The sequence below is a fragment of the Pseudomonas sp. NPDC085632 genome (genome assembly GCF_044541255.1).
In the GTDB taxonomy this organism is placed as follows: domain Bacteria; phylum Pseudomonadota; class Gammaproteobacteria; order Pseudomonadales; family Pseudomonadaceae; genus Aquipseudomonas.
This window is the reverse complement of record NZ_JBITSX010000028.1, coordinates 1-13878: the sequence shown is the minus strand read 5'-3', so window position 1 is coordinate 13878 and position 13878 is coordinate 1. Positions and strand designations below refer to the sequence as shown.

The following is a 13878-nucleotide window of genomic DNA, read 5'->3' as shown; positions in this document are numbered from 1 at the left end:
GGCCAGAAGCGGTACCTCACCTGGGTCTATGTTGTTAGCGGCGAGGCAGGGTGCCACCACGCTTTTCGTTGCGAAACATTTAAGGCTCGGCTATGTTGCTGAACGCCGGGGCATATTGCCATCATGACGCACAGGACGCTAAGCATGAGCACTGACGAGAGCAACGTAACTTTAGATTTACCTTCAGAAGAAAATGAAGACTTTTATAGCGATGATGACTTATTTGAAATTTCATCATGGGGTGCAGATTTAAGCTTTCGCGAATTAATAAGTCGCTATGACGATAACGAACTTGTAAAGCCTGAACTGCAACGAAACTATGTCTGGGATAAGTCGGAAGCTTCAAGATTCATAGACTCCATTCTGCTTGGGCTCCCTGTCCCGAGCATATTTTTAGCAAAAACTAACGATGAAAAGCTTTTGATAATTGATGGTTATCAAAGATTGATGACGGTGCGCGATTATGTAAAAGGTGTGTTTACAAAAGATGGATCAGTATTCAAGCTTTCAAAAAGCGAAAAAATTCATGAGCGCTGGAAGGGGAAAGCATTCTTAGAGCTTCTGCCTGAAGAGCAGCGTAAGATCAGAAATACAACTATTCATGCCATCGTTTTTATGCAGAAATCCCCAACCGACGGCGATACTAGTCTTTTTCAAGTTTTCGAGCGAATTAACTCTGGTGGTCGATCTTTGCTACCGCAAGAGATACGTAACTGTGTATATCAAGGTCCATTCAACTCCTTATTATTTGAATTGAACAAAGACCCAGTTTGGCGGCAGCTATGGGGTAGAGAGGAAGCTGATTCCAGGATGCGAGATATGGAGTGTATCTTACGATTTTTCGCTATTTCTGACTTGGCCTCTCTGGATCCAACAAAAGCGCCTTCTAGAATTTCGCTAAAAAAATATCTTAACCAGTACATGGGGGTGCATAATCGCGTCGATTATTGCGACGCATTCCGGGATAGATTTTTAGCGGCGACACGCTACATTCACGATAATTTAGGCGTTGAAGCCTTCCACAACCTATCACCAAGCAACCCTGATCGAGTGGTCCCTGCATTTAGCGCGACCATTTTCGATTCAGTCATGATTGCTGTTGATCTGGGGATACGGCGTAATATTGCGCGTGATTGTTCAGAAGGTTTATCTGCGCGACGTAGAAAAGCCTTACAAGACAAAGGGCTTCAAAATAATCTTTCCTTTGAGACCATGCGTACTGAAACCATTCGTAATCGAGTTGGACAGATGTACAGGGAGTTTTTCAAAGGAGCATCTCAATGATAAATCAGGAGGTGTTACAACAGCTTGAATTATGTAGTCAGGAGCTTGAAGGTATAAGACAATTATTGGTGGGAATGGGGGCGGGTGCCACCCCCACACCTTATATGCGACGCTATGCCGTAATAAGGGCCTCGGGAGCGATCGAGGTTGGATTTAAAAAAATAATCGCAGACAAAGTCGACGCCGAATGCGCTATACAGGCCAGAAATTTTGTAAAGAAGAAGATTCGTGACAGCTCGTTCAATCCTCGTCTTGGGCAAATTGAGAACATTCTTTCAGAATTTGACTTGAGATGGCGAAAAAAATTTGAAGAGCTAGTTGGTCTAAGTGACAAGCCAAAATTCAATACTGCGCTAAATAAGCTGGTTAAAGCAAGAAATGAGTTCGCTCATGGCGGTTCCCCAAATGTCGAAATCGAAGATACAATAGAATGCTATCAAGGTGGATGCGAGGTGTTGCGCATTCTTGATCAAGTCGTTAATCATGAGTTCGAAGAGGGGGAAGATGAGCCGGTGAATGAGCTGGAGTAAGAATGGTGGGGCTGATTGATTTTATGAAAATGAAACAGTCCCATTTAAAGTTTCAAGAAATAATTTCTATCTATTGTTTTGAAGAATAAATTGATATTTTTTCGAAGTGCTGAACAGCTTTTTAATGGCTAGAGATTAAATTCTTTGATTGCTTCAAGCGCATGCGGGTCACAAATGCTTGATAGTGAGTATAGGTCCACGAATATTCTTTGTACTCCCTCTGAATAACTGGCGATTTTGTACTCGGGGAAAGTGAATGTCAGGCCATATTGCTCGATGTTAAACAAGGAGAAATTTTCTGGTTCAGGCTCTGTGCCTGTAATGAGCCATTTAGCGTCGTAGCGTCCGGTTTCACTTAGCCTGTGGCGAACTAATGCTGCGAGCAATGGGAGGCGATTGAGGTCGCCAAGAAGGTATTCAAGTGTGATTGGGCGAAACGGCTTCAATGTGTAGTTCAGTACGCGCGTACCTCTTCGGCCATGAGCGGCACCGGTATAATAGGTGTCAATGCTGTACCTGATACTGATGATCTTCTCGTCCCTCCGTATGACTCGGTAGTGACCCGACAGGTCAGCCCTGATGTTCATTAGTGTGCCCTCAAGCTCTTGAGGATGCTTGTCATAATGCTCCTGAGTATTACGAAAATCAGCAAGTAGCTCTAAGCCCCACGCTTCGATATTTCGAGATACGATCCTCTCTACAGGATTCGGAAAATCTGGAAATTCGAATTGGAAGGTGAACCCGGGAGCGCCATCGTTCACTTCGCTCAATCGGCGCTTGTACTCAATAACCTCCGCCTGGAAGCTGCCGTTGTCGTGCTTTCCAAACTCTTTAGCCAAATTTTCCTTGTAGATATGCAGAGCCTTGCGGTCAATGTCACCATTATGAACACGACGGTGACAGAGCGGGCAGAGCGCTATCAGGTTGGAGTACTCATGTTTTCTGCATGTTTCCCACGGCACGATATGGTGTACATCAAGCTCCGTTTGGTTACACCGAGGAATTGCACAGCGATGGCCAGCTTCTACTAGGACAGCGCGACGGATTTCAGCTGGGATAGATGGTCTGGACAAAAATAGGCCTCTCTGGCTCAGGGGTGAAGGAGTAGCGAATGGTCGAAATGCTGTATTTGCCAACACAGATGAGCTCTAAAAATTAAGGAAGCTTCCATCACTGTTTTGGCTGGGATCATGTGAGTGCTATCGCCGGGCACACTCTCAGCTTAGAGTATCGGTAATGATGATGAACTAAATTTCTCAGTAGTGAAAATATGTGTTGTTACCTTTCGGGAAAATCTGCAGTTCTTTTTCTTTGTGATTGAAATATGGTTATTCTTTTTTGTGCTGTAAAGTCTGTCGGAGTTAAGTTCGTCGCGGATTAATTGGTAAATCTATGCATGTCTACAATTCTGGAGATGTCAGATTTGAGAGATCTTTTGTTGTAGTTGTGATGTTTTATTTTCAGCATAAACTCATCATCTTGATGTTCATTGTTCAAAATAGCCCTTTCTATTAGTCTTTCACCCCAATAGTCTCGCAAGGATAGCTTTGCCCAGTCTGTCTTACCGCCTCTGACTATTTTGACTGGCTTGGACAAAACTGCGAAGCACGCCTGGGCGGCTAGGCTGGTTTTAAAGTCGAATCTCGCGTTGCTAAAATCGGCGGTCGATTTTCTATAGCGATATTTACCTTCTCTAAGAAGAGCCATCGTTGCGATTTGATTTGTGTTTAATTTTCTAGCTTTCAACGCATCAAGGTAGCCAAATGTGTAAATGCCTGCCGCTGCATTCTTACAATAAAGGCAGGTTCTAAGGGCGACGTAAAGTACATCGCAAAGCCAAAGTTCCCCGGAGGGGTTGTCAGGAAACCAGTCCAAGTTACTTACAGCGCGAGCTGTATTTTTATACAGACTTCGAACCTGGCTGGCTGATGGGCGAAAACCGCGAAATTCCTCGAGTAAGGATTTGTCACCATCGATAAGAACACCATCGACATCTAAATGTGTCAAAAACAGAGAGCCTTTGGCTCGCATCCGGCGGATCGTTTCTACAGAATAAAAGGTTAGCTCGCCGTACTGGTGAATAAGACGGGTAAAGTCAGGCGATTTGCCCGACCAGACGCAAATAATATCCACATCGCTGTTGGCGTTCGCATCGCCCCTAGCAGTAGACCCACATTGAATGATGGCGAATGGCACTATTTCACAATCCTCTTTACAATGATTGCGGTGACTAATGCGCACCAAGCGATTGATGAAAGTAGTAGAATCATTGTAATTGTCAGAGGGATAACTTCATGGCGGGGCGTGATCTCGCCGTATCCAGCTGTTGTCAATGAAACAACTGTAAAGTAGAGAGTTTCAAAAAAATCTTCTTTGCCAGGCGTTAATTTTCCGTGAAGAAGCCAAGAAAAGCTGAGGATTGATATAGCCGTTACAACAAGGCTATTCGTGATTCCATAACCATGCCCCAAAAAGTAGTCGAATAATAAGCCTTTTACAAATTTGTAGATACTGGGATTCCGTCCATATAGATGTTGATATCTCCGATAAAATTGAAATCTCCGGTCTGCATCCATCGCAAATTTTTCCTGATGCATGTTTTTGTAATTGCTATACAGGGATTGAAAAAAACCTGAATTTATATTGGCGCTGATCCAGTGCCATTTTTTTGTAAAATGGAAAAATACTGGATCAACGTATGTGTCTTTAAACTTTGTCTTGTAGAAGAAGCACTCGCGGAATTCGCAGTCGTGAAACTCGACTCCTGTCAAATATGCACCATTAAATACGCAGTCTAAAAACTTGCAGTTCGTAAAAGTGAAGTTTTCTATGATTTGATGGGAGAATATGCATTTCGTAAAAATTTTTCCTGAAATCTGTCTTTCCTTGGGGGTTATGTTTTCAAAATAAAACTCAATGAAGGATAGCGAAATTTCAGGCGTGTTTGGCAGGGTTTGAATGTGGGCGTGCTTTGTGATTTTTTCAGATATTCCAAAGTTTCGGCTTCCCCTCGGGACTAACCGTTCTTTCACTGCCGCTATTAACTTGACTATTATCCTGTTTAGCACTCATTCAACTCCATTGCCTGATTACCATTTCTTGGTTTCTCAGAACCCATTTGTGTTCATTGCGCATCTCTTAGACCGGTTGGCGACACGGCCGAGCGGCTTCGATTTCAAGCCAAGCATATGTCAACATCCCTGACGTGATCTGCGGCGCATTTTAGCCCCACGCTTTTGTTGGATTGTACATGCCTGTTAGGTAATCACACACGCTCGGATAACACCATCGAGGATCAGAGTAGTAAACACCGGAGTTTAAAAAGACATCTCCAGACACTCTCTCAGGCTACACATCCTTGCGCCTTTGCCTACAGCTACGCCAGAATCCGCCGGCTTGTGCGCTTTTGGGTCGGATTCTATTGTGGTCCGGTCGCTGACGAATCAGCGATCGGGTTTGGTAGCCCGGCTTAGACTTGGCGCATAGCGTCACCCGATACAGGCCTTTTTGGGGCTGTGTATTTATGGTGGTCATGCGCAGGGCGTCTTCGGGCGCGCCGGTTCTCCAAGTCACCGGTCTACCAACCTTCGTATGGCCACCACCCCTTCGTTTGGTAGCGAAAGATGATGGCTCCTTTTCTATGATTTGGAGATTCACTCATGATCAAACCAACACCCAACCCGCCCGAAACCGCCTCGGTTTCCCCCTACGAATCCATCGACTCAAAAAAACTCCACGAAGCCGCCGACCGCGCGCTCGACCATTACCTCTGTCCACCCGGTTCCACGCCGCCCCCACGTAAAAACCGTGGGATGTACGCCGTGACGGCGGACAACAAAACCGAAGAACTGCTGGTCGATGCCAGTGCAACACTCGCGTCGGCCAAAACCATCGCCCAGAACGTCTCCAGCCTGTTGCCGGCATCGCAGCGCCAGGCGCTGGCGGGGATTGCGCAGTTGATCATGCTCGGGGAGTTGGCGGTGAATCGGGCGCTGGATAATTTGCAGTTGCCGGAGTGATGCGGGTGCCGTGATCACCTGGTGATTGATCGGGTGTTCATTCTGGCGCCTTCGCGAGCAGGCTCGCTCCCACAGGGTTTTATGCTGATTGCAGATGTTGTGTACGACGCTGGAACCTGTGGGAGCAGTTGATTATTACCGTGCTGTCTTCGTATGGTTATTGAGGCGCTTCAGGACATTCGCGGGTCCATCGCGTCACGGTCATGTCATTGAATTGCTCACCGATGGTATCGACGCGTAGGCAAGTTCCTTTCTTCGCGTAGTACAAGACGCAGCGCGAGCTATCAAACGAGCAGGCATCCAGTTCGAAGAACTCGCGTGCAGCCAAGTCCCGCTCCAGGCCACTGTATTCATAGCCGTCGGTGGTGTGCATACGCGTCGGCTTCCATCCTTGTTTGACTAGCTTGGACTTGACCGCAACCAAACGCTCACCGACGACTATGCCTGTTGGCTTGCGATTGTCGTTTGGCGCCTGTGAGTCATCGGCAAACGCTGCGCTGATACCCGTGCAATAAAGCGCGACAAGTACGAGGATCGAAGCCTTCATTTGATGGCTCCTATCTCCGATTTTCAACTCGACAGACACTTCGGATACTCGGCGTAAGGTTGCGGGTCAGTTTCTTGCTGCTTTCGGTATCGCGCCCGGTATGTCACCGACCTTGAACTTCGGCAGACCTGATAAATCAGTTCCCCGCCGCCTCTCTCAACCGCACCAGCTTAAGAATGGCCTCGTACAGGCTGGTCGCGCCCTTGTTGCTTTGGGTCAGTGGCACATCCACTTTGGTTCCATCACGCTTGGCAATCGTCAGCTTTTTATTCATCAGGCCGCTGATGGTAACGTCGGCGATATCAGCATGTGCCACGCGGTGCGACTCCTTGAATGGCAAGTACGCATACACGCGCTCAAGATCAACCAATACGCCCTTGTCGCCGGAACCAAACACCGTGTCGTCGAAGTAGAACACCACCTCGTCCTTGGCAATGTTCAGCGCGTTTTTGGATTCGAATGTCAAAATTTTCTTCGCCGGCAAGTCCGGCGCTGCATAGAACTTGTGGTCGGCATTGGACCTGAAACCCTCGACGGCCATCGCCACGGTCAACCCGCTGGCGCTGTGTTTTGCGGCGCCCGGTAGTGCGGAAGTTATGGCAGATGGCGAGCTTGTCTGAGTCTCGCGCGCCACGATTTTCTCGATCACTCGCTCACAGTGTTCATCGATACGGTCGAAACAGATGAATTGCGCATAGCGCTCGATGTTCGGACGACTGGCATTGAAACTTTCCACCGTGCTCAGATCGCACTGGCGCAATTGCTCCTGGATCAGCGTTTGCTTTTCCTTGAGCAGGCCTCCCATGCCGAAAAACTCCACTACATCATCCAGCCGCCCTTGATCACCGCCGAACTTGCGCAGCAGGATCGGGTAGATGCGCTCGTTGTAGGGATATGCACTGATCGCCTTGATCGCCGACGGCAGCACGGCATCGTCGGGGATCAGGCCTTTTTCAATGTTCTCGGTAATCGCCTGGGACTTTCTGATCTCGTCCTTCGAGTAGCCATGCAACTTTCCGGGTGAGTCGGCATTGATGGCGTCGAGCGTCGCGAGGTACGCCGCATTGACGATATTGCTGGCACCGTCTGCAAAAGCCTTGACCGTTGCCGGGCTCTTGAAAATCTCGTCTTTCTTGAACGAGTTGCCGAGTGCGCTGACCCCTTTGGCCATCAGGTTGAATACACCATGACCAATATTGGACATGAGGTTTTTCGCGTCGGCATCGTATACCGCTTTCTCTGAGCCGTAGCCTACCCATTGGCGGCGGCCATGGCGGCGATTGGTGCGATGCGCATCCTGCTCGGCAGTGCGCTCGACAATGGCCTCGTATTGCTCGGCCAATACGCCGAAGTCTTCATCCCACGAGTCGTAGCGCTCCATGAAGGCGTCATAGAAACGTTCTTCGTCGATATCGTAGATCCCGTGGGCCACGGTGAGTTTGATACTTTGACCAATTGCCTGGATGCGGATCTCGTGTGCCAGGTCGTCACCGTCTTCGTAGAGGTTATCCAGGTCGGAAAACAGGTCGTAGAAGCCGCCATTGATTTTCCGCGACCATGTCGAGGCAATCGTCGAGAATGCTTGCCTGACCAGGTTGGTATCAAGCTTGCTCTGCGGTGTGTCGAGGGCGTGGCCGTAGAGTTCGATCTTCTGAGTGCTTGCATCCATTGCGTGTCACCGTTCCAGGTTCGCGGGGAAAAGTAGGGGGGTAGGTCAGCTCTATCAAGGTGTAGCGCGGCCTTGATAATAGTGGCACAAGGCCGCCGCATACTACCTGCATTACTTCCCGTTTTCGACAGTGACTAAAGTCGCAATAGACCTGACCCGCGACAGTGGGCGCCTTGGATAAGGGGGCGGATCTATTTAGGGCCAAGTGGTGGAAGGCTATCTCGATAAACACCAACGTTTAAAAAGACATTTCCAGACACTCTCTCAGGCTACACATCCTTGCGCCTTTGCCTACAGCTACGCCAGAATCCGCCGGCTTGTGCGCCTTGGGGGTGGGTTCTATTGTGGTCCGGTCGCTGACGAATCAGCGATCGGATTTGACCGTCCGCCCAACATCAAGGCGCGCCAGCGTTCTGCACGTGTTCAGGCATTGTCTGAAATCATGTCGCGGTGGCTGTGCGTGGGACACCTTCGGGTGTGCCGGATTCCTTGATGTCCGGTCGGTCAACCCGCGTACAGCTGCCCCCCTGTTTGTTTGACCGCGAACGGTGGCGGCTCCAGTCATCAAGGAGCTTTACCATGATCAAACCAACACCCAACCCGCCCGAATCTTGCCGGGGTGATGTAGGTGTCGGGATCAACTGTTGATTGATCGGGTGGTTGTTCTGGGGAATTCGTGATTAGAAGCGACCCTCACCCCAGCCCTCTCCCGGAGGGAGAGGGGGCCGACCGAGTTGTCTTGCGGGGTACGTCGACCTGAAAGATTTTGGCGATTATGGTTTTGGTGAAGGGCCTTCGCGATTATTGCTTTGGTGATCTGGGGGCGCGAGTTGAAGCGGCCCTCACCCCAGCCCTCTCCCGGAGGGAGAGTGGGCCGACCGAGGTGTCTTGCGGGGTACGTCGACCTGGAAGATTTTGGCGATTATGGTTCGGTGAAGGACCTTCGATTTGGCTTTGTGAGCTTGGCCATTTTGGATTCAATGAATGGCTTTCAAGTCGGTGTAGCTCTCGAACATCCCCGAATCAGTTCCCTCTACCTCTGGGAGAGGGCTAGGGTGAGGGGCTTTCGGTTCGGGACAACAACGTCTCAAGCCTGGCCAACGGTGGCGCATCCTGATTCCGGTCAAATACCTGGATACCAATCTTGAGTAGACGTCCGTTCTCGGCTGCGCTGATCAGCTGTTCACAGCGCAGCAATAGCCGCCCCTGATCACAATCCAGCGCTTTCATACCCATCGGCAACCTGCCTTCCAACCGCAACTCTGCCATCCGACTCTGCGCCGCAATCATCGCCACCGACCGATCCCGCAAAACCCCGCTGCTCTGCGTCATCAACCCCGCCACCCGCCCAGCCGCCGACATCGCCACGGCAATAATCGCCAGCGCCACCAGCACCTCAATCAACGTGAAACCCTCTTCCCGCGAACGCGCACGCATACATGGCCCAAAACCAAAACCCAGCCCTCGACGCTAACCCGCGTCCTTGACGGCTTGACGACGAAAACACCCGAGGATTTTCAACATCCCTGACATATCTTCTTGCAACACTGCGCGTCGAATCGAATCAAGCCAGGGAATGTCGAGATGGATATCGCACCTTTCAAATCGCTTCAGCAACCGATGCGCACGCCGCGTGGGCAGCAGGGTTTTACCCTGATCGAGATCATGGTGGTCGTGGTGATTCTGGGGATTTTGGCGGCGATGGTGGTGCCCAAGGTGCTCGACCGGCCGGATCAGGCGCGGGCGACGGCGGCGAAGCAGGATATTGGTGGGTTGATGCAGGCGTTGAAGTTGTATCGCCTCGATCACGGCACTTACCCGAGCATGAACCAGGGGCTGAAGGTGTTGGTGGAGCGGCCGGCGGATGCGAAGAACAGCAATTGGCGCTCGTACCTGGAGCGCTTGCCGAACGATCCGTGGGGTCGTCCTTATCAGTACCTCAACCCCGGCGCCAATGGTGAGATCGACATCTTTTCCCTCGGTGCCGACGGTCAGCCTGACGGCGACGGCGTGAATGCCGATATCGGTTCCTGGCAGTTGTAAGGCCGGCCATGAACAGCCGCTCGCCTGAGGGGGCGAAGCAACAGGGCATGGCGATTATCAGCGCGTTGTTGATTGCGGCCGTGGTGGCGGTGATTGCGGCGGGCATGTTGACGCGCCAGAGCGTGGCGACCCGGGCGCTGGAGGCGGATCAGCAGCGGGTGCAGGGGCGTTGGCTGGTGCAGGGCGGGTTGGAGATCAGCCGTCAATTGCTGTGGGATGCACGTCAGCGCGACCCGCTGACCCGGCTCGATCAGCCGTGGGCGCAGCGACTCTCCGCGCAAGGTTTTGAGGGGCGACTGGAGGATGAGCAGGGCAAGTTCAACTTGCGCAATCTGGTGGCCAACGAGCGGGTCGATGAGGCGCAGGTCGCGGCGTTTCAGCGATTGTGCGAGTTGATCGGAGTCAGCGCCGGGTTGAGTCAGCGCATCAGTCAGCGGGTGATTGCGTCCTACCCACGACTGCTGAATGCGCAGATTGCCGAGGCGCCGAAAAGCGGTTTCGACAGTGGTCGCGCCACCTCGCCCAACGCTTCACACAAACCGCAGAAGCCGACGTTGCCGATGCTGCGCAGCATCGATGATTTGCGCAGTGTCGACGGCGTGAATGAGGCGGTGATCGGCAAACTGGCGCCGTACCTGACGGTGATTCCGGCGACCACTTGGCTTAACGGCAACACCGCCACCGCGCCGGTCTTGGCCGCGTATGTGCCTGGGCTGTCGCTGGAGCGCGCCAATGCGCTGATCGCCGAGCGCGATGCCGGGCGCTGGTTTATCAACCGGGGCGACTTCGTTAACCGTTTGCGCATGCCGCAACTGGAGTTGACCAGCGTCAAGGTCGGCATCACCAGTGACTGGTTTCGCCTGCGCGGCGAGGCGCGGCGCGATCAGCGGCGGGTCAGTCTTGAGGCGTTGCTGCATCGCAGCCAGGACCGCTTGCCGCAGGTGATCTGGTCGCGGGTGGGCGTATGAGTCAGTTGAAAGTCGCGTTGCCGCCCTTGGCGGAACTGGATTTGCACAGTGAATTGCACTGCGCTTGGCTGGATCGTCAGGGGCAGGTCACGCGGGAAGAGCGCCTCGGCCTGAGCCAGTTGAGCCAGCAATCGAAACTGCCGCCGCTGGTGTGTTTTCTGCACCCGGCTGACAGCCTGTTGGCGAGTCTCGATTTACCGCCGTTGCCTGCGAACAAGATTGTTGCGGCGGTGCAGTGTGCGGCGCAGGCCTTGATGCTGGGCGACAGCAGCGAGATGCACATCGCGCACAGCGCGCGGGACGAGGCCGGGCAGGTGCAGATCGCCTGGGCGCCTCGGCAGCACCTGTTGCGCTTTGGCCAGTTGCTGAAAAGTGCTGGGCTGAACCTGCGCGGACTCTACCCGGCGCCGTACCGTTTGCCGGTGTTGCCCGGCACCGTCGCGTGCGTGCAGGACGGGCATTTGTTGCTGCGCGACAGCGTGCAAGTGGCGCGGGTGCAGCCGTTGTTTGATGACGGCCTCGACGGTGTTGTTTGGGAACCGGGCGTCACTTTGCACTGGATCGGGGATCAACCACCGTCGGGTGCTGAACTGCCGATGGCGGATGCGCAGCGTTGGACTGGGCCGCTACCGGGTTGGGGGCTGCACGGCGCAGTCCAGCAGCAACAAACCGAGCATCGCGGCTGGGGCAGGGCGGTCGCCCTGTCAGCGTTGGCTGTGGCGGTGTGGGTGATCGGTTTGAACCTGTATGCCGCGCGCGAGGCCGGGCAGGGCCAGCAACTGAAAACCCAGATGAACCTCCGGGTAAAACAGGCATTTCCCGAGTTGCCGGTGATCCTCAACCCGTTGCAACAGGCGCGTCAGCAACTGGCAGCGCGGCAGAAGGGCGCGGCGGATGATCCGGCGCAGACGTTCAATCGTCTGGTGTTGCAGGCCGGCAGCGGCATGCCGTCGATGGCGGGCAGTGTCGAGCGGTTGGCGTTTGTCGACGGCACGTTGCAACTGAGTCTGCTGAGTGAAGCCCGTCGCGGCGGCAATGATCAGGAGTGGCAAAGCACGTTGGCCCAGGCCGGTATCAGCGTGACGGCAGATGATGAAGGTTGGACCTTGCGTCCGGCCACTGAAGCCACCCCAAGCGACAGCGATGACAGCGGCGGAGCAGAAGAAGATGAATAAGGCCTCGCTCGCGCTGTACCGCGCCAAGTGGCAGCGTTTTAACGCTCAGGTGCACGCGCGCTGGCAGCCGTTGGCGTTGCGTGAAAAGCGCATGGTCGCCGGCATGGCCATCGCGCTGATCGGCCTGTTGCTGTGGATCGCGCTGATCCAACCACCGCTAAAGAAAATCACCTATTGGCAAACCGAAACGCCAAAGCTGCGCGCCCAGACCGAAGCGCTGGAGGTGCTGTTGCGTGAAGTCAGCGTGCGCCCGGACGGGCAAAGCGTGGCGCAGTCGCTGGAGCAGACCCTGCAGGCCAGCGGCCTGGCGGGGCATTACCAATTACAGGAGGCACAGGGCGCCTGGCAGTTGACCTTCGACGCGGCGCCGGCCGACGCCGTGCTCGATTGGCTGTTGAGCAACCCGGCACAACTTTCTCTGCAAGTGGTCGAGGCCCGTTTGCAACGCGCAGACAACCCCTCGACCGAAGTCACTGCCGGCACTTTGTCAGGCACCGTTCGCATGGATCAGGCGCTGGGCGCTAAGGAAGCTTCATGAAGGGGTCAGGATCCAAACCGGCACGTCTGGCGTTGCCGATGTTGCTGATGGCGTTGAGCGCGTGCAGCCACACCAGCACACCACAGAATCAGCCGCCGTTGCTGGTCGACAGTGAGCTCGGGCGGCCGCTGGCCAACACCCAGCGCAGCGGTGACGCGGTGCTCGACCGCGAACGCGCACAGGCTCAGGCGCGACCGGCGCCGAAGCCATTGCACAACATCAGCAAGAGTGGGCGCAGTGGCGCTGCGGCGTCGGGCATCGCGTTGCCAAGCAATCCTTTGGGCGATCAACCGGTGACGCTGAATTTTGTCGACGCCGATATTCAAGCGGTGGTGCGGGCGTTGGCGCGTTCGACCGGGCAGCAGTTTCTCGTCGATCCTCGGGTGAAGGGTACGTTGACGTTGGTCTCGGAAGGTCAGGTGCCGGCGCGGCAGGCTTACGACATGTTGCTGGCGGCGTTGCGCATGCAGGGTTTCAGCGTGGTCGATGTTGGCGGTGTCGCGCAGGTGGTGCCGGAGGCGGATGCGAAGTTGCTCGGCGGGCCGATTTACAGCGCCGACAAACCGGCCGGCAACGGCATGCTCACCCGCACGTTTCGCCTGCAATACGAGAACGCGGTGAACCTGATTCCTGTGCTGCGGCCGATCGTGTCGCCGAATAATCCGATCAACGCCTATCCGGGCAACAACACCATCGTTATCACCGATTACGCGGAGAACCTGACTCGCGTTGCGCAGTTGATTGCGAGCATTGATTCGCCCAGTGCGATTGACACCGATGTGGTGCAGATCCAGAACGGCATTGCCGCTGACATTGCGCCGATGGTGGCGGATTTACTCGATGCGCCGGGCAATGATCCGACGCAGAAAATTGCGGTGATTGGTGATCCGCGCTCCAACACCATCATCATTCGCGCTGGCAGTCCGGAGCGCACGGAACTGGCGCGTAATCTGATCTACAAACTGGATAACGCGCAGAGCAATCCGAGCAATCTGCATGTGGTTTATCTGCGTAATGCGCAAGCGGCGAAACTGGCGCAGGCACTGCGTGGTTTGCTCACGGGTGAGAGTGATAGCGGCACCAGTGACAGTGCGCGTTCTGTGCT

Annotated in this window: 14 protein-coding genes; 8 read left to right on the top strand and 6 right to left on the bottom strand. The window is 53.7% G+C overall.

The window, feature by feature from the left end; all coding sequences use genetic code 11:
* The first annotated feature begins 144 nt into the window (after positions 1–144).
* Complete coding sequence (locus tag ACIF4X_RS18070; protein WP_397483185.1) at positions 145–1284, top strand: DUF262 domain-containing protein; 1140 nt, start codon at positions 145–147, stop codon at positions 1282–1284.
* Complete coding sequence (locus ACIF4X_RS18065) at positions 1281–1814, top strand: HEPN domain-containing protein (protein WP_397483184.1); 534 nt, start codon at positions 1281–1283, stop codon at positions 1812–1814. Before ACIF4X_RS18070 ends, ACIF4X_RS18065 begins: the two co-directional genes overlap by 4 nt.
* A gap of 128 nt (positions 1815–1942) precedes the next feature.
* Here the strand turns inward: ACIF4X_RS18065 and ACIF4X_RS18060 are convergent, their stop codons facing one another.
* The 3 genes from ACIF4X_RS18060 to ACIF4X_RS18050 form a co-directional block, all read right to left on the bottom strand.
* Positions 1943–2887, bottom strand: coding sequence for an HNH endonuclease (locus ACIF4X_RS18060; RefSeq protein WP_397483183.1), 945 nt, complete (start codon positions 2885–2887; stop codon positions 1943–1945).
* A 304-nt stretch (positions 2888–3191) separates the two neighbouring features.
* Positions 3192–4010 (bottom strand): nucleotidyltransferase domain-containing protein, encoded by an 819-nt coding sequence (locus ACIF4X_RS18055; RefSeq protein WP_397483182.1) that lies wholly within the window; start codon positions 4008–4010, stop codon positions 3192–3194.
* The gene (locus ACIF4X_RS18050) at positions 4010–4882 is read right to left on the bottom strand and encodes an ion channel (RefSeq protein ID WP_397483181.1); all 873 of its coding nucleotides are present in this window, start codon (positions 4880–4882) and stop codon (positions 4010–4012) included. The genes ACIF4X_RS18055 and ACIF4X_RS18050 overlap by 1 nt, the downstream gene beginning before the upstream one ends.
* A gap of 591 nt (positions 4883–5473) precedes the next feature.
* On the opposite strand from ACIF4X_RS18050, the gene ACIF4X_RS18045 reads away from it, so the two are divergent.
* Positions 5474–5833: a DUF6124 family protein gene (locus ACIF4X_RS18045; RefSeq protein ID WP_099758868.1), complete on the top strand. Its 360-nt coding sequence runs from the start codon at positions 5474–5476 to the stop codon at positions 5831–5833.
* A gap of 157 nt (positions 5834–5990) precedes the next feature.
* Here ACIF4X_RS18045 and ACIF4X_RS18040 read toward each other — a convergent pair whose 3' ends face one another.
* The 3 genes from ACIF4X_RS18040 to gspI form a co-directional block, all read right to left on the bottom strand.
* Entirely contained in the window at positions 5991–6380 is a 390-nt protein-coding gene (locus tag ACIF4X_RS18040) for a hypothetical protein (protein ID WP_397483180.1), read from the bottom strand.
* A gap of 136 nt (positions 6381–6516) precedes the next feature.
* A complete protein-coding gene (locus ACIF4X_RS18035; protein ID WP_397483179.1) occupies positions 6517–8049 on the bottom strand; it encodes a hypothetical protein in 1533 nt (510 codons plus the stop codon).
* 1050 nt (positions 8050–9099) lie between these two features.
* Positions 9100–9486: a type II secretion system minor pseudopilin GspI gene (gene gspI / locus ACIF4X_RS18030; protein ID WP_397483178.1), complete on the bottom strand. Its 387-nt coding sequence runs from the start codon at positions 9484–9486 to the stop codon at positions 9100–9102.
* A gap of 147 nt (positions 9487–9633) precedes the next feature.
* Here gspI and gspG point away from each other — a divergent pair, with 147 nt between their 5' ends.
* The 5 genes from gspG to ACIF4X_RS18005 all read left to right on the top strand — a co-directional run.
* Positions 9634–10092 carry a type II secretion system major pseudopilin GspG gene (gene gspG, locus ACIF4X_RS18025; RefSeq protein WP_038368790.1) on the top strand — a complete coding sequence of 153 codons (459 nt, stop codon included), beginning with the start codon at positions 9634–9636 and terminating at the stop codon, positions 10090–10092.
* Between the two features lie 8 nt (positions 10093–10100).
* On the top strand, positions 10101–11060 hold the full coding sequence (gene gspK / locus ACIF4X_RS18020; RefSeq protein ID WP_397483177.1) for a type II secretion system minor pseudopilin GspK: 960 nt from the start codon (positions 10101–10103) through the stop codon (positions 11058–11060).
* A complete protein-coding gene (gspL, locus tag ACIF4X_RS18015; RefSeq protein WP_397483176.1) occupies positions 11057–12235 on the top strand; it encodes a type II secretion system protein GspL in 1179 nt (392 codons plus the stop codon). The genes gspK and gspL overlap by 4 nt, the downstream gene beginning before the upstream one ends.
* Positions 12228–12773, top strand: coding sequence for a type II secretion system protein GspM (gene gspM / locus ACIF4X_RS18010; RefSeq protein WP_397483175.1), 546 nt, complete (start codon positions 12228–12230; stop codon positions 12771–12773). Before gspL ends, gspM begins: the two co-directional genes overlap by 8 nt.
* A partial coding sequence (locus ACIF4X_RS18005; protein ID WP_397483174.1) for a secretin N-terminal domain-containing protein occupies positions 12770–13878 on the top strand: 1109 nt, incomplete at its 3' end. The genes gspM and ACIF4X_RS18005, both read left to right, overlap by 4 nt.

Excerpts from the sequence above, each read along its gene's own strand:
- ACIF4X_RS18045 (WP_099758868.1), top strand. The coding sequence starts at position 5,474 with ATGATCAAACCAACACCCAACCCGCCCGAAACCGCCTCGGTTTCCCCC.
- gspL (WP_397483176.1), top strand. The coding sequence starts at position 11,057 with ATGAGTCAGTTGAAAGTCGCGTTGCCGCCCTTGGCGGAACTGGATTTG.
- gspK (WP_397483177.1), top strand. The coding sequence starts at position 10,101 with ATGAACAGCCGCTCGCCTGAGGGGGCGAAGCAACAGGGCATGGCGATT.
- ACIF4X_RS18035 (WP_397483179.1), bottom strand. The coding sequence starts at position 8,049 with ATGGATGCAAGCACTCAGAAGATCGAACTCTACGGCCACGCCCTCGAC.
- gspI (WP_397483178.1), bottom strand. The coding sequence starts at position 9,486 with ATGCGTGCGCGTTCGCGGGAAGAGGGTTTCACGTTGATTGAGGTGCTG.
- ACIF4X_RS18040 (WP_397483180.1), bottom strand. The coding sequence starts at position 6,380 with ATGAAGGCTTCGATCCTCGTACTTGTCGCGCTTTATTGCACGGGTATC.
- ACIF4X_RS18065 (WP_397483184.1), top strand. The coding sequence starts at position 1,281 with ATGATAAATCAGGAGGTGTTACAACAGCTTGAATTATGTAGTCAGGAG.
- gspG (WP_038368790.1), top strand. The coding sequence starts at position 9,634 with ATGGATATCGCACCTTTCAAATCGCTTCAGCAACCGATGCGCACGCCG.
- ACIF4X_RS18070 (WP_397483185.1), top strand. The coding sequence starts at position 145 with ATGAGCACTGACGAGAGCAACGTAACTTTAGATTTACCTTCAGAAGAA.
- gspM (WP_397483175.1), top strand. The coding sequence starts at position 12,228 with ATGAATAAGGCCTCGCTCGCGCTGTACCGCGCCAAGTGGCAGCGTTTT.